This window comes from Paraferrimonas sedimenticola, from assembly GCF_002282855.1.
GTDB lineage: Bacteria > Pseudomonadota > Gammaproteobacteria > Enterobacterales > Shewanellaceae > Paraferrimonas > Paraferrimonas sedimenticola.
The window spans coordinates 188,748-205,968 of the sequence record NZ_NRIR01000001.1 but is presented as its reverse complement, the minus strand read 5'-3'; the positions used below and the strand labels follow the sequence as shown (position 1 = coordinate 205,968).

At 50.4% G+C, this 17,221-nt stretch carries 19 protein-coding genes; 11 read left to right on the top strand and 8 right to left on the bottom strand.

Going from position 1 to position 17,221, the window contains the following annotated elements:
* Positions 1–5 precede the first annotated feature (5 nt).
* The 4 genes from CLC93_RS00920 to CLC93_RS00905 are packed head-to-tail and all read left to right on the top strand — an operon-like array spanning position 6 to position 3,307.
* Positions 6–599: an acyltransferase gene (locus CLC93_RS00920; protein WP_095504061.1), complete on the top strand. Its 594-nt coding sequence runs from the start codon at positions 6–8 to the stop codon at positions 597–599.
* Between the two features lie 43 nt (positions 600–642).
* Positions 643–1,761 (top strand): DegT/DnrJ/EryC1/StrS family aminotransferase, encoded by a 1,119-nt coding sequence (locus tag CLC93_RS00915; RefSeq protein WP_095504060.1) that lies wholly within the window; start codon positions 643–645, stop codon positions 1,759–1,761.
* Positions 1,758–2,732 carry a Gfo/Idh/MocA family protein gene (locus tag CLC93_RS00910; RefSeq protein ID WP_095504059.1) on the top strand — a complete coding sequence of 325 codons (975 nt, stop codon included), beginning with the start codon at positions 1,758–1,760 and terminating at the stop codon, positions 2,730–2,732. Before CLC93_RS00915 ends, CLC93_RS00910 begins: the two co-directional genes overlap by 4 nt.
* Entirely contained in the window at positions 2,717–3,307 is a 591-nt protein-coding gene (locus CLC93_RS00905; protein ID WP_095504058.1) for a sugar transferase, read from the top strand. The genes CLC93_RS00910 and CLC93_RS00905 overlap by 16 nt, the downstream gene beginning before the upstream one ends.
* A 59-nt stretch (positions 3,308–3,366) precedes the next feature.
* On the opposite strand, the gene trhP is transcribed toward CLC93_RS00905, so the two are convergent.
* The 3 genes from trhP to queF form a co-directional block, all read right to left on the bottom strand.
* On the bottom strand, positions 3,367–4,731 hold the full coding sequence (gene trhP, locus CLC93_RS00900) for a prephenate-dependent tRNA uridine(34) hydroxylase TrhP (RefSeq protein ID WP_095504057.1): 1,365 nt from the start codon (positions 4,729–4,731) through the stop codon (positions 3,367–3,369).
* A 334-nt stretch (positions 4,732–5,065) separates the two neighbouring features.
* Positions 5,066–5,494, bottom strand: coding sequence for a DUF2057 family protein (locus CLC93_RS00895; protein WP_095504056.1), 429 nt, complete (start codon positions 5,492–5,494; stop codon positions 5,066–5,068).
* Positions 5,495–5,746: 252 nt separating this feature from the next.
* The gene (queF, locus tag CLC93_RS00890; RefSeq protein ID WP_095504055.1) at positions 5,747–6,613 is read right to left on the bottom strand and encodes an NADPH-dependent 7-cyano-7-deazaguanine reductase QueF; all 867 of its coding nucleotides are present in this window, start codon (positions 6,611–6,613) and stop codon (positions 5,747–5,749) included.
* A gap of 63 nt (positions 6,614–6,676) precedes the next feature.
* On the opposite strand from queF, the gene syd reads away from it, so the two are divergent.
* On the top strand, positions 6,677–7,318 hold the full coding sequence (syd, locus tag CLC93_RS00885; protein WP_095504054.1) for a SecY-interacting protein: 642 nt from the start codon (positions 6,677–6,679) through the stop codon (positions 7,316–7,318).
* Here syd and CLC93_RS00880 read toward each other — a convergent pair.
* Complete coding sequence (locus CLC93_RS00880) at positions 7,315–7,611, bottom strand: hypothetical protein (protein ID WP_095504053.1); 297 nt, start codon at positions 7,609–7,611, stop codon at positions 7,315–7,317. The two genes, syd and CLC93_RS00880, sit on opposite strands and share 4 nt — an antisense overlap.
* A gap of 205 nt (positions 7,612–7,816) precedes the next feature.
* On the opposite strand from CLC93_RS00880, the gene CLC93_RS00875 reads away from it, so the two are divergent.
* From CLC93_RS00875 to CLC93_RS00865, 3 genes are all read left to right on the top strand, one after another.
* A complete protein-coding gene (locus tag CLC93_RS00875) occupies positions 7,817–8,182 on the top strand; it encodes a DUF3192 domain-containing protein (protein ID WP_095504052.1) in 366 nt (121 codons plus the stop codon).
* Positions 8,183–8,248: 66 nt separating this feature from the next.
* Positions 8,249–8,881, top strand: coding sequence for a GNAT family N-acetyltransferase (locus CLC93_RS00870; RefSeq protein ID WP_095504051.1), 633 nt, complete (start codon positions 8,249–8,251; stop codon positions 8,879–8,881).
* Between the two features lie 127 nt (positions 8,882–9,008).
* Complete coding sequence (locus tag CLC93_RS00865) at positions 9,009–9,317, top strand: Mpo1-like protein (protein WP_095504050.1); 309 nt, start codon at positions 9,009–9,011, stop codon at positions 9,315–9,317.
* Between the two features lie 758 nt (positions 9,318–10,075).
* Here CLC93_RS00865 and CLC93_RS00860 read toward each other — a convergent pair.
* Positions 10,076–10,459, bottom strand: coding sequence for a DUF3301 domain-containing protein (locus CLC93_RS00860; protein WP_095504049.1), 384 nt, complete (start codon positions 10,457–10,459; stop codon positions 10,076–10,078).
* A gap of 113 nt (positions 10,460–10,572) precedes the next feature.
* Positions 10,573–11,601 (bottom strand): DUF3549 family protein, encoded by a 1,029-nt coding sequence (locus tag CLC93_RS00855; RefSeq protein ID WP_095504048.1) that lies wholly within the window; start codon positions 11,599–11,601, stop codon positions 10,573–10,575.
* A gap of 95 nt (positions 11,602–11,696) precedes the next feature.
* Here CLC93_RS00855 and CLC93_RS00850 point away from each other — a divergent pair, with 95 nt between their 5' ends.
* The 3 genes from CLC93_RS00850 to CLC93_RS00840 all read left to right on the top strand — a co-directional run bounded on the left by CLC93_RS00850 (position 11,697) and on the right by CLC93_RS00840 (position 13,445).
* The gene (locus CLC93_RS00850; RefSeq protein WP_095504047.1) at positions 11,697–12,017 is read left to right on the top strand and encodes a YqcC family protein; all 321 of its coding nucleotides are present in this window, start codon (positions 11,697–11,699) and stop codon (positions 12,015–12,017) included.
* The gene (gene truC, locus CLC93_RS00845; RefSeq protein WP_095504046.1) at positions 12,018–12,809 is read left to right on the top strand and encodes a tRNA pseudouridine(65) synthase TruC; all 792 of its coding nucleotides are present in this window, start codon (positions 12,018–12,020) and stop codon (positions 12,807–12,809) included. It begins immediately after the preceding gene.
* A gap of 177 nt (positions 12,810–12,986) precedes the next feature.
* Positions 12,987–13,445, top strand: a complete 459-nt coding sequence (locus CLC93_RS00840) for a flavodoxin (RefSeq protein ID WP_095504045.1) — start codon at positions 12,987–12,989, stop codon at positions 13,443–13,445.
* Positions 13,446–13,744: 299 nt separating this feature from the next.
* Here CLC93_RS00840 and dapD read toward each other — a convergent pair whose 3' ends face one another.
* Both dapD and glnD read right to left on the bottom strand, forming a co-directional pair.
* Positions 13,745–14,569, bottom strand: coding sequence for a 2,3,4,5-tetrahydropyridine-2,6-dicarboxylate N-succinyltransferase (gene dapD, locus CLC93_RS00835; RefSeq protein WP_095504044.1), 825 nt, complete (start codon positions 14,567–14,569; stop codon positions 13,745–13,747).
* A gap of 14 nt (positions 14,570–14,583) precedes the next feature.
* Entirely contained in the window at positions 14,584–17,187 is a 2,604-nt protein-coding gene (glnD, locus tag CLC93_RS00830) for a bifunctional uridylyltransferase/uridylyl-removing protein GlnD (protein ID WP_095504043.1), read from the bottom strand.
* Positions 17,188–17,221 lie beyond the last annotated feature (34 nt).

Genomic DNA, 17,221 nt, shown 5'->3' with positions numbered 1-17,221 from the left:
TATCCATGGAAAATACGTTTTTTGCCCATGCAACCGCAGAAGTATCTCCAAAAGCCTCAATTGGGGCAGGCAGTAAAGTTTGGAACCTTACTCAAATCCGTGAGGATGTGGTCATTGGTGACGACTGTATTTTGTCGAAAAATGTTTACATCGATTTTGGTGTAAAGATCGGGAATCGCGTAAAGGTTCAGAACAATGTGTCTGTCTACAACGGGGTCACGATTGAGGATGATGTCTTTGTCGGACCGTGCGCTGTATTTACCAACGACATGACTCCGCGAGCAGTTAACCCTGAATGGAAAGTTACAGAAACCTTGGTTAAGCACGGAGCGTCGCTCGGAGCGAACTGTACGGTTGTCTGCGGGAACACCATTGGTCGCTATGCCATGGTTGCTGCTGGTTCTACGGTTACCAAAGATGTCCCAGATCACGCACTGGTAATGGGAAATCCTGCTCGAATCGCTGGGTATGTTTACCGCACTGGTGAGCGCGTGAGCCTAACGCATATTCAATCTGCTAAAGACGGGGTAGCAGTATTTATAAACCCCCAAGATGGTGAAGAGCTTCAATTGCAAGCTGGCAACATACAGTTGCGCTAACACCCGAAAAGCCGAATTAGAAACTAGAAGTGAGAAGTAAATTATGATTGGTATGGCAAAGCCCTTTGTAGGTCAGGAAGAAATCGACGCAGTAGTCAATGTCATGAAGTCTGGAATGTTGGCTAGTGGCGCAGTTGTTACCGAATTTGAGCAAGCCTTTAGCGATTACATTGGTACTGCTGCGGGAGTAGCAAGCTGCAACGGCACCACGGCACTGCATATTGCGCTGTCGGCACTGGATATCGGTGAAGGCGACAAGGTTCTGACGACTCCGTTTACTTTTATTGCTTCATCTAATTCGATTCTCTTTAACCGCGCAACACCAGTTTTCATAGATATTGATGAAGACACTTACTTGATGGATCCAGTAAAGCTGGAAGCATACTTAGAGACTCACTACACCCCAGAGATGAAAGCTCTGTTGGTCGTCCATTTATTCGGGCTCGCTTGCGACATGGAAGCCATTATGGCGATTGCCAAACGCTATAACCTCGCGGTAATCGAAGATTGTGCCCAAAGCCATGGCGCTTTAATCAACGGCAAAAAAGCGGGCTCATTTGGCGATGCCGCTTGTTTTAGTTTCTACCCGACCAAAAATATGACCACTGGCGAAGGTGGCATGACCTTGTTTAATGACGCCAGCAAAGCAGATCTTGGGCGCAAGATCGCGAATCACGGCCGCGTCGACCAGTATCGTCACGACGTACTGGGCTTTAACTACCGCATGACTAACATTGCCGCAGCCATTGGCCTGCAGCAGCTAAAACGCCTTGATGGGTTTAACGACTTGCGAATTAGAAATGCTGGTATTTATGCTGAAGAACTTTCAGGTGTTGCTGAAATTCAATTGCCATTCGTTCCTGAAGGCTACAAGCACGTGTTCCATCAATTCACTATCGCTTTGAAAAATATCGATAGAACCGCGTTTCAAGCCTTCTTGAAGGAACATGGAATTGGCAGCGCTGTCGTTTATCCGTTTAGTATGCATGATCAACCTGTTTACAAAGACCGTTGCGAGTATGACTCACTTGAAGTAGCATCGTCTAAGGCAAAAGTTGTGTTGTCTTTGCCCGTTCATCCAGGATTGACAGAACAAGAGGTTCTGACAGTGTGTGAACGAGTCAAGGAGTTCTGCGTTCAGCAAAAGGAGGCGCGCTCATGAACAAAGCAAACAAGGAAGTCAGGGTTGGTATCGTAGGCGTTGGCGCTATGGGTAAAAACCATGTGCGTGTTGCCACCAGTCACCCTATGACTCAGTGTGTTGGTGTATTCGACCCTAATGAAGTTGCTGGACGTGAGATCGCACGCCTTCATCGTTGCCAGTACTTTAGCGATTACGCTACTATGCTTGATGCTGTCGATGCAGTCATTATTGCTTCTCCTACTTCTACTCACTTTGAAATGGGAATGGCCGCTTTGGAAAAAGGGGTTCACTGCCTGATCGAAAAACCTATTGCTGTAGATGTGGAAGAAGCGACTAAACTGTATCAAACGGCTCGTGAAAAAGAATTGACCTTGGCTGTGGGCCACGTAGAGCGTTACAACCCCGTGTTCCCGGAATTGATGAAGATTCTTGAGTCAGAGACTTTGTTGTCGGTGAATGTTAATCGTTTGAGCTTTAACCTATCGAGAGCAAACGACGTTGATGTAGTACTGGATCTGATGATTCACGACCTGGATGTGGTCAATCAAATGCTAGGTGGCAAAGTTGCAGTAACTGGTGCTGCCGGTAATGCATTTAGAGGACACACTTCGGATTACGTAACCGCATTATTGCGGGGACAATCTGGAGCAATCGCGCAAATTACGGCGAGCAAGATTAGTCAGACTAAACATAGAATGATGACTATCTCTTGCGTCGATAGCTTTATACGAGTCGATTTTTTGCGTAAAGAAATTGAAATTACTCGCCACCACGTTGGCAAGTACATTTCAGATAAAGACAATGTGCGCTTTAAACACGAAGCTCTGGTTGAAAGAGTTTGGGTGCCGAATGTTGAGCCCCTTTTCGCAGAGCTCTCAGATTTTGCGGAGTCGATTCTTGAGAATCGTGTACCAAAAGTGTGCGGATATGCAGGGATAGAAGCACTAAGTTTGGCGAAAGGAGTACAAGAGAAATGTCTCGCCTCATAATTCGACTACTGGATCTGGTAATAGCCTTAATAGCTATTGTCGTATTTAGTCCAGTCATGCTGGTCGTAGCCTTCGTGGTTGCAAAAACCATGGGACGTCCGGTGATTTTTACTCAACAACGCATGGGTAAAGATGGCAACTTGTTCACTTTGTATAAGTTTAGAAGCATGGTGAACCGGCCTCTTAAAGAGTGTGAACAAGGGGAGTTGGTCAACAGCTATACCATTAAGCTGAAAGACGACCCAAGAATCACGCCTTTTGGGAACTTCATTCGCAAGACCAGTTTGGATGAGTTACCGCAACTTTGGAACGTTATTAAGGGCGATATGTCGATTGTTGGACCGCGTCCTTTCGTTCCAGAAGAGTACGACAACTTTCCAATGGATTGGCACCGACGTCTAGACGCTTTGCCTGGTATTACCGGTCTAGCTCAGGTCAGTGGTCGCAGTGACTTGCCGATGGATGACATCATTCGATTGGATAGGGTTTGGGTTGAGAGTATTTGCCCTAAGCTTTATTTCAAAGTCATCATGCAAACTGTGCGTTTGGTAGTTAGCGGAAAAAGCAGCTATTAGAACGTGTTGGTACTAAAAAAGGACGCTTTTAAGCGTCCTTCTTAGTATCTATGCTGGGGTTAACCCTGTTTAGCATGCGGATTTCGTGTCGTCTCCGCTTCACCCAAGTTGCGCATCAAAATCGCTTTACTCAGGTCTAGCTCTTCACTCAACGGCATATAAACCGTGTGGCCAGAGCCTAAACCTGCTTCAACGGCTTCGCCCTTTTGATTGACCAACTGCTCAACGGTTAGCATTTCATTGCCTTGTGGCGTCATCAATTCAACGCTATCACCTAGGCTGAATTTGTTCTTCACAATGATCTTGGCCCAGCCTTGCTCGTTGCGCTCACCGGTTAGCTCTCCCACAAACTGCTGCTTATCTGAGATAGAGTAGCCGTACTCGTAGTTTTGATACTCATCGTGGGTGTGACGACGCAAGAAGCCTTCGGTGTAACCGCGGCTTGCTAGGTTTTCTAGGCGGAACATCAAGCTTGGGTCGAACTCGCGACCCGCTGCTGCATCTTCGATCGCCTGACGATAGATTTGCGCGGTACGAGCTACGTAATAGAAGGACTTAGTGCGGCCTTCGATTTTCAAGCTGTCTACGCCAATCTTGGTCAGGCGCTCTACGTGCTGGATTGCGCGCAGGTCTTTTGAATTCATGATGTAGGTGCCGTGCTCGTCTTCGAACGCTGGCATGTACTCGCCTGGGCGGTTGCCCTCTTGCAGCAAGTAGATGTTATCTGTGGTGCCGCCTTCGCCTAGGGTTGGCTCTGGGCTATCAGCTGGCTGAATTGCAACGACATCGCCGGATTCGTTCTCTTGCGCTTCGTGCACACCGTATTTCCAACGACAGGCGTTGGTGCAAGTACCTTGGTTCGGGTCGCGCTTGTTGATGTAACCCGATAGCAAACAACGGCCAGAGTAGGCCATGCATAGTGCGCCGTGTACGAACACTTCTAGTTCGATGTCTGGGCAGCGCTGACGAATCTCTTCGATTTCATCTAGTGACAGTTCGCGACTGAGAATCACGCGCTTAATGCCTTGGGTTTCCCAGAACTTTACTGAGGCCCAGTTAATCGCATTGGCCTGTACCGACAGGTGAATTTCTTGGTCAGGGTAGGCTTCGCGCATCATCATGATAAGACCGGGGTCGGACATAATAATGGCATCTGGATTCATTTGAACCACAGGGTCCATATCTTTGAGGTAGGTTTTTAGCTTGCTGTTGTGCGGCGCAATGTTGCTCACCACGTACAGCTTCTTGCCCAGCTCGTGAGCTTCCTTGATACCGGCATCCAAGTTTTGCAGATTAAAGTCGTTGTTGCGCACGCGCAGACTGTAGCGCGGTTGGCCGGCATAAACGGCATCGGCGCCGTAAGCGAAGGCGTATCGCATGTTTTTGATGGTACCCGCAGGCGACAATAATTCTGGCTTAAACATGGGCGGAAATAGACCTCAAAGCGTTAGCAGATGGTTAAAGGCGGCCATTATAGTGACTCGCATCTGTTAAGTATATCGCTTGCGCTCAAATAGTGACCATGGGTTTTGTGTGGTTAAGTGTGTGTCTAGGGCTTGTGGGGCGTGGGTTTTGGGGTGGTTGAGGTGTTTCATGCACAGGGTATACGTGGGGCTATTGCTGGTACCGTGGGTGAATAGAATGGAGCAGCTAGATGGCCAGGGCGGCAATTACGCGCAAGGCTGCGAATAAAAAAGGAGCCAAGTCACTTAGCGAAACTTGGCCCCAACGCAGGAACTCTGAGCATTAGCAATTCATTTAGAAATCGGTTTGCAGGGCTAACTGTGCGAGTAGTTCGTCGCGAGTTTTGATGTTAGCTGGCTGCAGGCGACCATTGGACTTGATCATGGCTTTTGGAGCGCTCGAGAATCTCATAGCTTCTTGAACTGACACTATTTTGTCGGTAACAAGCTCGATTGGGTCACCCTGATTGTCCACCACCAAGTAAAACGGGGTTGATAGGATAAAATCGTGGCTATCGGTGCCGGTGTAATGCAACTGCTTGTATTGCAGGGTTAGAACCTGGCGCCCCTCACCGAGAGGAATCACGTCTTGAAAAGCGGCAATGTCTTGTCCATTGAGCTCTAGGGCATCGATGTACTCGGGCAATTTAAGTTCACCAGCAAAAACAGAGGTGCTCGCTACAGCACTAAATAAGGTCGCGGTTAGAAGAGTCTTGATGTTCATGGGGCACTCCGGCAAAAGTTATCGTCTGCAATAAAGACCCACTGAACTACTAAGTTATTTCAAGGTGTCGCTCAAAAAATAATCTGCCCATATCCCCCAAAGGAATGAAAGTCTCCCTGTGGACAGTATTTATGCTTCTACCCATAGGGGACAGTCCCCTGTGGGTAAGTATTCGATTTTGCGGGATTCGGTACGATTTCCTGTGGGTAACGGCACTGGATTTTGGGGGAGGGGACAGTCCCCTGTTGGTAACTACTGGCGGGCGAGGCGAATATTTTTTGGGGTTGGCTCGAAATTGGAGCGAAACGGATTAATATCTAGTCCGCCTCGGCGAGTGTAACGGGCGTATACGCTGAGTTGTTCGCAGTGGCAGTAGCGCATTAGGTCCATGAAAATTCGTTCGACGCATTGCTCGTGAAATTCGTTGTGCTGACGAAAGCTGATCAGGTAGCGCAGCAGAGCTTCGCGGTCGATCTTCGGGCCTTTATAGCGAATCTGCACCGAGCCCCAGTCGGGCTGACTGGTGATCAGACAATTGGATTTGAGTAGGTCGGAGTTGAGGGTTTCTTCCACCAGGTTCGAGGTGTCTGCAGCGTCTTTAAGCCAGTCGGGGTTGAACTCGTAGTTATCGATGCTGATGTCTTGCTCATCGATGTTGTCGCCCGATAGCTCGGTCACGACCTGCTTAGGAAACTCTCTGGCGGGAGTTACGTTGACTAGGACGTCGCCACCGGCGCAGGCACTTAGGTCTTGGCTCAAAATGTTGGCTACTGCCTCAGTGCTGTCAAAACGAGTCTGGTTAAAACTGTTGAGATACAGCTTGAAGGACTTCGACTCTACTAGGTTTGGGCTAGTGCAGGGCACTTGTGCTTCTAAAATCGCGACGACAGGTTTGCCTTTGCTATTCAGCCAGGACAGTTCAAAACCGGTCCACAGATCGCTGCCGCTAAATGGCAACTCGCCACTAAGTTCGATGGCGTCGCGGTTTAAGCTGCGAGGTACGCCTTGCAGCAGACTCGCGTCGTACTCACTTTTGTATTCTGTGCTTTGACCTAAGGTTAGGTCGCTTAGGGCTTCGGCCTGTTGGTAGGACTTAGGTGTGGTCGGTTTGTGTGTCATTTGGCGCGCTAAACGGTGTAAACTTGGCGCCATTATAGATCAAAACCTTGCGGAAACTTACCGATGGCCGGTGAACTGACAACTGAATCCATGGATAACTGGCTTAACGCCTACGTTGAGCGCTACAAAGACTCTCTCGATGAACTGCCTCAATTTTACTTTGGTGCTGAGTCGAGCCCCTGCCAAAAGGGTCAGGCGAGAGATGGGTTTGTTGGCTGGAAGCCTGTGCTGCGTGAGCCCCAAGATGACCTTAATGCGATTGAGCAAGCCTTAGAAACTCAATTCGCTGCGGATATGCATTGGTATTACGGCCGTTACTTCTGTCCACCGGTTAAATTCTCTTCTGAGTTTGGCGAGGGTGAGTTGCTTCAGTGCTATAACCAAGAAGATTTTGATTTTCTACAGAAAAATCTAGTGGGCCACGTGCTGATGAAGCGTAAGCTCAAGCAGCAAGAGACGCTGTTTATCGGTGTGCTGGATGACGGCGATTGGATGATTACGGTAAAAAGTGATGACGGCAGTGTCTGGCTAGAGCAGCCTGGGCAAGAGCCCGAAAAGCAGATCGCCACTAGCATCGCTGAGCTGTTTGAGACGATTCGGCCTCGAGTCGCACCAGCGAGCGCCCCAGAGATTGACGATATGCCAGAGCATCAGGGCCTGTTCGCCCGTTTTAAGCGAATGGCGCGCTCCTTATTTGGCCGCTAACCCTTTTCTAGCGCATCCAGTCGGGTGCGCAATTCAGCGACTTCCTTCTGTAAGCTTTTGATTTCAGCCTTGAGCTGAGCCACATCACTCGCAGCTTTTGTTTTTTTGGTCGGGACTTTGTCGATTTGAGCGACGTCTAAGCGCGCGCCGCCTTGAAAGCGTTTTATTCCTTCAATCATGGCAGGCAGGCTCACCTTGGTGGTGAGGCTACTTTTTACCGTGGCGGTTGAGATTTTTCGGCCCTCAGCTTCGAGGCGAGTGGCGGCAGCGATGACCTGTTCAATTTCGTTCATTATTGAGTGATTTGGCTAGTATCTGGTAAATTCCACAACTAGAGCTGACAAGTATAAACCTAAAGCCTAATAAAAACAGCGGGTTGCGATGTTGGCACTAGCTTTGCAAATTCAGGGCAATGCTTGTCATCCCCTTTTAGACGAGCGACGCGGCAACACGATCGCCGCGGACTTATAATCATACTGAAATCTCTAGGGAGTAGAAATGTCAAAATGGGTAATGTTGGCGCCAGCGGCGCTTCTGGTAGCGACTTTGTCCGGTTGTTCGGTTCACGTGGGTTCCGATAAGTATCGCGAGCACAACTCTGATTGGGAGAAAACCCAACTGGAAAACCGTAAGAACCTGAATGGTCTGACGATTGGGATGGACAAAGACCAGGTTCAGAACGTGATGGGTTTTTCTGACTTAAACGAAGCTTTTCAAAAAGATGGCAAGTTAGTTCAGCTTTGGTACTACCGCACTCAACATGTCAAATCAGACGGTCGCACCACCAAGGACGAGTGCACCCCGCTGGTTTTGGTTGACGGTAGTTTGATTGGCTGGGGCGAATCGGCGGTACAAAGCCTATAAGCTTTGTTGCAATTCAGTTAATTTTTGATAGCTTGGTCTCATTGCCTGCCGAACAAGGATTTGCCAATGAGCCAAGCTGCTCTCGACGCCAGCTACCGCGCTGCCTACCTGACTCCAGAAGACTTTCGAGTCGCCGCCTCGCTATTGTTTAGCGCCTATCAAGACGATCCCGGTTACAAGCAAGCCTTGGGCGATGAAGATCAAAGCGTCTTTGAAAAGCGTCTTCGCAGTGCCATTCGCGAAGAGCTCAGCGAGCTTTGGACCGAAGAGCAACCGTTAATTGGCTTGTTCGAGCAAGACAAGCTAGTGGCTATGGCAGGACTGGCGTTAAACAAGTTTCCATTGGGTGACCAAAGATATTGGCACTGGCGTTTGAAGATGATGCTAGTGGCAGGCTGGAATAGCACGCAGGCGCTCATAGAGAAAGAGCAGGTCATTCGCGGATGGTTGCCCGAAGGTGAGCAGGCCATGCTGCAGTTTGTGGCAGTGGCCAAACACCGACAGCGACAAGGCATTGGTCGAGCACTGTTAGAGGTGGTAGAGCAATGGCGCTCTGAGCAGGAAAAGCCAACCGGCCTTGTGGTATTTGCGCCAGATGAACATCAGCAGGCCTTCTTTAAGTCCATGGGCTTTAGTTTGCACAAGCAAGTGGACCTTCCAGACATGCAAGGACAGCTGTTAATTAGCGCCGGCAGTTAACTTCCTTGTGGATAATTTGAGCGATAATTGACCCATATTTCGCAAAAATTGTGGATAAAACAGCCGAAAAATTGGGTAGGGGACAGTCCCCTGTTGGTAAGTTGTGGGTAAAACGGAGGTTTTGGTGATGGCTAAGTTTGATAGCTTTTGGGAGTTTTACCCTTATTACTTGAGTGAGCATAAGGATGTTCGCTGTCGTGCTTTGCATTATGTTGGCTCGACGCTGGCTTTGCTGAGCTTGGCCTGGGTCATTTTGGTTGGTGGGCTGGGTTATATCTGGGTGCCGTTGTTGTGTGGTTATGGGCCGGCTTGGGCGGGGCACGCGCTGTTTGAGAAGAACAAACCTGCGACCTTTAGCTATCCCTTTTACAGTTTTTGTGGCGATTGGGTCATGTTTTTTCAAGCCATCACTGGACGCTTGCGAATTCCCGCCTAAAATCTACCTCTAAATTAGTATTTTTATACCCATTTTGGATTGGTTTTTTTTCTGAAACAGCCCAATATTTAGAGTAATTACTCTAAAATTTGTAATCCGCGGATTACAAATTTGGATTACACGAGAATTAGGCTTGCGAACAATAAATCATTAAATCGCGCTGTGATGCCCGTAGTTATTGGGTTTCGAGTTTTACCAGCGATAATTAGGTTAATCTAAAGTTAAAAAACTGTTGTGCCGCTCTTTACTTCTTGCCAGATCAGTTAATCTATGTATGTCCGATGGATAAGTAATGGATTGCATGGACAATGCAGGAAGCAGGTTTGGGGTTATCAAGGAAGAGAAGGATTCTCTATCGATAAACCAAATCAACGAAGCGATTAGGAAGATCGCTACAAGGAGTTAGGAAAGGCGTTCACGGAAGATGTGTCATGGATATGGCAGCCACGGCTCGGTACAAGGAGTTACCGGATCAAGGACGGTAGTAAAAATACATGGAACCAACAAGACGTTGAGCATGGAAGACGCAGGACGCAAAAAAGCAAGGATGGCGCACGGAAGCACCATATTAGTAGGAAGCTAAACTTAGCATTAGCGAACTAAGATACAAGGAGCGGCCTTCGGGTCGCTCCTTTTTCTTTTTGGGATTTGGCGTCATTCCCAACTTGATTGGGAATCTACCTATTGGCGAATAGCGGTTGGCTAGATTCCCGCTTTCGCGGGAATGACGGAATTAGGGGCGGAAATGACGGGGTTGGCTAGCGGCAACGTCCGCCGCTAGTGCCGCACTTAGGTCCACAACCACCAATCTTGCCACGGGCCGTCGGGGCTTCGTGCCACTCAGGCTCAGGGAAAATCGGCCAGTTGATTTTGGTGATGCGCAAGCCGTGCATGGCGATGCTGCCAACGAATTGATTGATGCCGTCGGTGGAAAACTCAAACTGATAGTCGGCTTTCCAGCCAATCCCGCTAGTACCGCCAAAAGCTGGGCGCGCGTTGGACTGAGCCACGCTTAGCAACTGCACGTTCTGACGAGCGCACTCACGAGTGGCAAACTGCTTGGCTTGCTCGGCCATTTGGCGTAACTGCCAAAATAGCGCGGCGATGCCAATTAAACCTAAAATCAGTAGTAAATCTGTCATGACTGCATCATCTCTTAAAACACTTGTCACTATAAACAAGAGTACTTTTTAGCTAGGAAGTCAGTCTAGCTAAGACTCCCTTCAACCAAGAGCTGTGTTAACCCCCAGTCCCTTTAACCAATAGTCCCTTTAAACAATTGACCGATAGCACTGCCAAGCGCTTCGCTGCGCTCTGGATTGCGTAGCTGAGCCAGCAAATTGACTCGCACGCTAGGAATCGCCACCAAGTCAGCAAACAGTTGCGCAAATACCTCAAACTCTTGAAGTGCCGCCGCCTCTAGATACTGCAAGGCAAACTCTGGACGCTCGAATTGCGGCCAATGGCGAGCGGCGATAATGGCCAAGCTGTTAACGTCCAGCTTTGGATGCGCCAACAAGGCTTCGCAAACCATTTGCGCTTTGCCAGGATGTCCAGCCAAACCGCGCAACCAAGAGTGCAAACGCTCTGGCGCCACGTCATTATTCAACGAATCCATCACATGCGCCGCAATCGCGCCAGCCAAGTCGTCGTTGAGTTTTTGGTTCTCAAGACAGGATAACACAGGCTGTAACACCGGCTCAGGCAACTTAGCCAACGCACGCAGCAAAACCTCGGCGTGATCAAGTTCGTCTAAACGGGCGACGAAGTCGGCGATACCTTGAAGACCAAGCTGTTGCCAATGTTCAGAAGGCATTTGCCCCGACAGGTACTGATAGGCCAACTCGTATTGCGCCGAAGCGCTTTGACCTAAGGTCTGCTTCACCTTGGCGTTGAAGGTGGCTAGCTTGTTCTGCGATGGGGTAAACACCAATATATTGCTTGCCAACTCTTGCTGCTGCTCTTGGCTCAAAGGCTGAGTTGGGTCTTGCCCCAAGCCTTCAAGCACTTGCTGCATAAACTGAGTGCGCGCCGCCGGTTGAATTAAGCCGCGCTCATCGAGGGGTAACTTTAAAAACCAGACAAAATGGCTGTCGGCACTCTTCCAGAACACTATCCCCAAAAAGGCATGGCCTTGTAGCGGGTAGGGGTATGGCGAAGACAAAGCTTCGATTTGCTGAAAAGCGACATGATCGATTGGCACAATGCGGCGTCCCAGGTCAAAAACTTGGTACTGACTGCCGCTGGCTTGCAGGAAATCGCCTAAGGTATTGATTTGCTCCATCACTGATAGGATCACTTGATAAAATCAGGCGCCATTATAGGGAGTTGCGCTTTAGGATGATATGATGTTGCGCCGTTTTTTGCCTTGGAGTGGTCATGAACACCGTGCGCGCTGCCGAAATTTTGATCGACATCGAATCTCAACTCAAGTCTTTGTCCTTGTGGTCTGAGCAACTGCCCAGCGAGCAAGCACTCTCCAGCCAGCAGCCGTTTTGCGTCGACACTCTGGCTTTTGAGCAGTGGCTGCAGTTTGTGTTTCTGCCTCGCATGACTCAAATGGTGACAAGCGGACAAATTCCACCGCACAAATCTGGATTGGCCGCGATGGCCGAGGTGGTGTATCGCGAGCGCTTTGACACCGATGCGCTGGTGTCTTTGCTAAAAAGCTTTGATGAGCTAGTAAACGGGGCGAGCTAAGTGGAATTACAGGCTTTATACGAAGACGAGTACCTGATTGCGATTCACAAGCCGGCGGGCTTGCTGGTTCACCGAACTTACCTGGCGCGCAAAGAGCGCTGGTTCGCGATGCAGCTAGTGCGCGATATGGTTGGAACCCACGTGTATCCAGTGCACCGACTCGACCGTCCTACCTCTGGCGTGTTGCTGTTTGCCAAATCCAGCGAGATTGCCCATCAGCTCAATCTGCAGTTTCAGGCGCACACCATTGAAAAGGACTATCTGGCCATTTGTCGCGGCTATGTGACCGAGACCGAAGAGCTCGACTACCCACTCAAAGAAGAGCTCGATGCGATTGCTGATGTGCATGCCGACCCAGACAAGCCTGCGCAAGAGGCGGTGACCTGGTATAAGCCACTGCAGACCGTCGAATTACCAATTCCATGCGGTCGCTACGACACCAGCCGCTTTTCTTTGGTGCAGATGCGCCCACTGACTGGCCGCAAGCACCAACTTCGCCGCCATATGAAGCATTTGTTTCATCCGATCATTGGCGACACCAGTCATGGCGATGGACGGCAGAACCGAGTGTTTAGGGATCATCTGGAGTGTCAGCGCTTAATGCTGATCGCAAAGCGTCTGGCGTTCGTACATCCAGTCACAGGCGAGAAGATGGTGGTCGAGACCGAGCTAGAGGCCGAGTGGCTAACTTTATTCGAACGATTTGGTTGGTCGACGCAGGATTACGGCTTTGATGCCGGTTGGACCGAGCTCACGGGCTCCGCTTCTTTGCCTTCTGCGGGTAGCATGTAGTGTAACTGTTTGAAGTAGGTTTGACGGCGATAACGCACCAAGCGTTGATGGTGTTTGTGCAGTCGTTTACGACGGGTTTGACGCATGCTAGCCACTCAATTTTCGCGGGTTTTGCTTGTTGCCCAATGACTTTGCTTTCGCTATGTTGGTCAACAAGTTGTTGAAAGGGAGTATAGCATGAAGCGGGTTACCCTCGTCTACGGAACTGTTTACGGTGCTGCTGAAAGTGTGGCCGAAGCCTTAGAGGCAGAATTAAGTTCTCAAGACATTCCGTGCCGGTTGATAGAAGAACCAAACTTTGATGATATCGCTGGCCTCAAAGCCGACCAAGATCGCCTGGTGTTAGTGACCTCAACGACCGGTGAGGGCGATATTCCAGATAACATTATGCCGCTGTTTGACGAGTTGCGTACACGCTTTCCGTTGCTTGGTGGGCTTGAGTTTGCGGTGGTTGCCTTGGGTGATTCGAGCTATGGCGATACCTATTGTGGTGCCGGTCGCCAGTGGCAAGCACTGCTTGAAGAATTGCAAGGCGAAGCCTTTAGCGAAATGCTCAAAATCGATGCTTGTGAGACCATGGATCCTGAGCAAGATGCTATCGATTGGTGGCAGAGTTTGACCAAAGCGGCGGCCTAGTTTTTAGCTGCCTGAAATGATTTCATTCATGAGAAAGAGCGCTTTTTAGCGCTCTTGTTGTTTCCTTTTCCATAGTCATTCCCTTTGCGTTTGTCATTCCCTTGAAAAAGGGAATCTAGCCACTTGCCATTGGCGGTTAGCTAGATTCCCAATCAAGTTGGGAATGACAAGCGCGGGGCTCGCAGAATGACGAGCGTGGAGCTCGCAGCTATGACGAGCGTGGAGCTCGCGGGTAATCCGCCAGGGTTACTGGCGGTTAGCTAGATTCCCAATCGAGTTGGGAATGACGCGAATCGCCGCTACTCAGCCGCGCGCAACAGCTCGTTGATGCCCACTTTCGAGCGGGTTTTCTCGTCGACTTTCTTCACGATAATCGCTGCATACAAGCTGTACTTGCCACACTTCGACGGCAGGTTACCAGCAACGACCACAGAGCCTGCGGGTACGCGGCCGTAGTGCACTTCACCGGTTTCGCGATCGTAGATCTTGGTGGACTGGCCGATGTACACGCCCATGGAAATCACTGAGCCTTTCTCAACAATCACACCTTCTACAACCTCAGAGCGCGCGCCAATAAAGCAGTCGTCTTCGATGATGGTTGGATTGGCTTGTAGCGGCTCAAGTACACCACCTATGCCCACGCCGCCCGATAGGTGAACGTTTTTACCAATTTGTGCACAAGAGCCTACGGTGGCCCAAGTGTCTACCATGGTGCCCGAGTCAACGTAAGCGCCAAGGTTTACGTAGGATGGCATCAATACCGTATTTGGTGCGATAAAGCTGCCTTTGCGAACTGCCGCTGGTGGCACAACGCGCACGCCTTCGGCTTCAAAGCGCGCCTGGTCGTAGTCGGCGTACTTCATAGGTACCTTGTCGAAGTAGCGCGACTCGCCGCCGTCGATAACCTGGTTGTCATTGATGCGGAAAGACAACAATACGGCTTTTTTCAGCCACTGATTGACCTGCCATTCGCCATCGATTTTTTCCGCTACGCGCATCTTACCGCTGTCCAGCAGTTCCAGTGCTTGGTTTACGTCTTCGCGAACTTGTTCGCTAGCAGTGGCTGGGGTGATGCTGGCGCGGTCTTCAAAGGCCGCTTCGATACGTTGTTGCAAGGCTTGCATGCAGGTCTCCGTGATTAATTATTCGGTTGAGCCAGAAGCTCGACTAGGGTTTGTTTGAGTTGTTGTTGCTGCTCGTCGTTCAAGGCAGTGCCCTCGGCGTTCTTTAATACAAAGAAATCCTCGGCACGCTCGCCAATGGTGGTGATCTTGGCGGACTGCAAAGAGATTTGGCAACGATAAAAGGCTTCGCCGACTTTGGCAAGCAACCCGGGTTTATCCAGCGCAATTAGCTCCATTAGGCTGGTGGCCTGGCGGTGGCTTTTAATAAAGCTCACCTGAGTGGCCACCCTAAAGGGCTTCATTTGACGCGAGATGCGACGAGCGGTTGGCAGTTTCGGACTGTCCTTCGACAAGGCCTTTTCCAACGCGCGGCGAATACTCTGTATTCGTGCTAGGTTGACCACCTGCTCGCCGTTAGGTTCCAGAATGACAAAGCTATCCACCACGTAGCCATCTTTGCTGCTCAAAATTGAGGCATCGTGCACGTTTACGTTCTTAGCGTCTAACACTGCCATAACAGTGGCGAACAATTTGGCTCTGTCTGGGGTGTAGACAAACAGCTCTGTACCACCGCGAGTGGCGTGTTTGCTGAGCATTACCAGCGGGCCGTCGTCCTTATGACGTAAAATCGACTCAGCGTGCCAGGCCAGCTGATTGGGTTGGTAACCAATAAAGTAATCGGCGGGGAAGCGCGCCCAAAGCGCGTCGATGTCTTTGTCGCTAAAGCCCGAGCGCATCAGCTCGCGGCGCGCCTTACCCTGATGCTCACGCACTCGAGCGCGCACATCCATGGTTTTCTCTTTACCGCGCGATAGCACCCGTTGGGTCGAGAAGTAGAGCTCACGTAGCAACGAGCCTTTCCAATTGTTCCAAAGCTTGTTGTTGGTGGCGCAAATATCCGCCACGGTCAGGCAATACAGGTAGCTTAAATGCACCGCATCGCGCACCTTGTCGGCAAACTCGTTAATCACATCCGGGTCGTTAATATCCCGGCGTTGAGCTACTACCGACATCAACAAGTGGTTCTCTACCAGCCAGCTGACGGTGCGGCCATCGTGCTCGTTTAAGCCGTGCTGTCGGCAAAACTCTAACGCATCCACCGCGCCCAATTCACTGTGATCACCACCGCGACCTTTGGCGATGTCGTGGAAAATCGCTGCGAGTACCAGCAAACCTTTTTTGGGTAGCTGGTCAATCAGCACAGAGCCTAGCGGGAACTCTTCCTGATGGTCTGGGTTAGAAAAGCGCTCGATGTTTTTCAGCAGGCGATGGGTGTGCTCGTCCACGGTATAAGCGTGGAACAGGTCAAACTGCATCTGACCTTCAATTTCTTTCCACTGCGGCAGGTAGGCCGATAGCATGTTGTGCTTGTGCATTAGAGACAGACCGGCGATCCCGCGAGGATGACGCAGTATTTCCATGAATACTTTGCGACATTCTGGGTGCTCCACTAACGGCACTGGCTGGTGACGGCGATGGTGTCGCAGAGCGCGCAGAGTAGGGGCGTAAATCCCCTTAATGTTGGAATCTTTGGCCACGTACCAAAACAGCTTTAGCAACTGCTCGGGCTGACCAAATAAGCTAGGGTCATCGCACTCTAACAATGAGCCGCGACGCACAAAACCAGGTGCCACTTTAGTCGGCTCGGTTTCCGGCTGATTAAGCGCTGCGCGAGTAAACAGCTGCAACAGCATTTGGTTGAGTTCGATTAAGCGGCGCACATTGCGATAGTAGCGCTTCATCATTTGCTCAACTGCGAGCGTGGTGCCGTCGGTGTAGCCCATGGTCTCGGCCACTTGGCGCTGCAGGTCAAACAGCAGACGGTTCTCAGCACGACCGGCAATCATGTGCAGGGCAAAGCGCAATCGCCACAAAAAGTGCAAACACTCGGTAAGTTCGGTGAGCTCTTCCGGGCGCAAAAAACCGTACTCGACCAGCTCGTCTAAGCTGGCAGCGTCAAAGTGACGCATGGCCACCCAAGCCACGGTTTGCACATCGCGCAATCCGCCCGGGCAGGTTTTAATATTGGGTTCTAGGTCAAAGGCCGAGGCGCGTTGGTGGCGAGCGTCTTGCTCGTCGCGCTTGGCCAAAAAGAACTCAGCCGAGGGCCAAAAGTCGGGCTGACGTACCGCGTCGTGCAAATGCAAATAGTGCTCATCAGAGCCAATCAGCAGGCGCGATTCCAGCAAGTTGGTGGCAATAGTGATGTCTTCTAGCGCGACTTCAATGGTTTGCGGCAGGGTGCGAACACTGTGGCCCACATCCAATTTGCAGTCCCACAAAAACGCCACAAACTCGCCAATGGCTTGCTTGTGCTCAGCGGATAACTCGGACTCGAGCAATAGCAGCAAGTCGATGTCTGAGTGAGGGTGCAGCTCACCGCGGCCATAGCCGCCCACGGCAATCAAACTGATAGGCGCTTTATCCAGCCCAAGCTGTTGCCACAGACCGACCAATAAGGCATCAATTCGCTGGGAGCGGGCGTACACCAAATCGACAATGCTAAGGCCCGATTCAGCCCCTGATTTAAAGGCGTCTAAGTCCTTCAAAGCAGCATCGTTGAGCGCCGCTTTGCAGGTCTCAGGGCTAAGCGGTGCCAGTTCGGTTACGTCCGCCATGGATTATCCGTTTTTCACTATTGGTGTTAACTAT

What these genes read in the sequence shown, in the direction of transcription:
- CLC93_RS00905 (WP_095504058.1), top strand. Translation starts at nt 2,717, where the DNA reads ATGTCTCGCCTCATAATTCGACTACTGGATCTGGTAATAGCCTTAATA.
- dapD (WP_095504044.1), bottom strand. Translation starts at nt 14,569, where the DNA reads ATGCAAGCCTTGCAACAACGTATCGAAGCGGCCTTTGAAGACCGCGCC.
- syd (WP_095504054.1), top strand. Translation starts at nt 6,677, where the DNA reads ATGGCCGGTGAACTGACAACTGAATCCATGGATAACTGGCTTAACGCC.
- CLC93_RS00860 (WP_095504049.1), bottom strand. Translation starts at nt 10,459, where the DNA reads ATGACAGATTTACTACTGATTTTAGGTTTAATTGGCATCGCCGCGCTA.
- CLC93_RS00915 (WP_095504060.1), top strand. Translation starts at nt 643, where the DNA reads ATGATTGGTATGGCAAAGCCCTTTGTAGGTCAGGAAGAAATCGACGCA.
- CLC93_RS00880 (WP_095504053.1), bottom strand. Translation starts at nt 7,611, where the DNA reads ATGAACGAAATTGAACAGGTCATCGCTGCCGCCACTCGCCTCGAAGCT.
- CLC93_RS00875 (WP_095504052.1), top strand. Translation starts at nt 7,817, where the DNA reads ATGTCAAAATGGGTAATGTTGGCGCCAGCGGCGCTTCTGGTAGCGACT.
- trhP (WP_095504057.1), bottom strand. Translation starts at nt 4,731, where the DNA reads ATGTTTAAGCCAGAATTATTGTCGCCTGCGGGTACCATCAAAAACATG.
- CLC93_RS00920 (WP_095504061.1), top strand. Translation starts at nt 6, where the DNA reads ATGGAAAATACGTTTTTTGCCCATGCAACCGCAGAAGTATCTCCAAAA.
- CLC93_RS00850 (WP_095504047.1), top strand. Translation starts at nt 11,697, where the DNA reads ATGAACACCGTGCGCGCTGCCGAAATTTTGATCGACATCGAATCTCAA.
- CLC93_RS00840 (WP_095504045.1), top strand. Translation starts at nt 12,987, where the DNA reads ATGAAGCGGGTTACCCTCGTCTACGGAACTGTTTACGGTGCTGCTGAA.
- CLC93_RS00910 (WP_095504059.1), top strand. Translation starts at nt 1,758, where the DNA reads ATGAACAAAGCAAACAAGGAAGTCAGGGTTGGTATCGTAGGCGTTGGC.
- CLC93_RS00895 (WP_095504056.1), bottom strand. Translation starts at nt 5,494, where the DNA reads ATGAACATCAAGACTCTTCTAACCGCGACCTTATTTAGTGCTGTAGCG.
- CLC93_RS00855 (WP_095504048.1), bottom strand. Translation starts at nt 11,601, where the DNA reads ATGGAGCAAATCAATACCTTAGGCGATTTCCTGCAAGCCAGCGGCAGT.
- glnD (WP_095504043.1), bottom strand. Translation starts at nt 17,187, where the DNA reads ATGGCGGACGTAACCGAACTGGCACCGCTTAGCCCTGAGACCTGCAAA.
- CLC93_RS00870 (WP_095504051.1), top strand. Translation starts at nt 8,249, where the DNA reads ATGAGCCAAGCTGCTCTCGACGCCAGCTACCGCGCTGCCTACCTGACT.
- queF (WP_095504055.1), bottom strand. Translation starts at nt 6,613, where the DNA reads ATGACACACAAACCGACCACACCTAAGTCCTACCAACAGGCCGAAGCC.
- CLC93_RS00865 (WP_095504050.1), top strand. Translation starts at nt 9,009, where the DNA reads ATGGCTAAGTTTGATAGCTTTTGGGAGTTTTACCCTTATTACTTGAGT.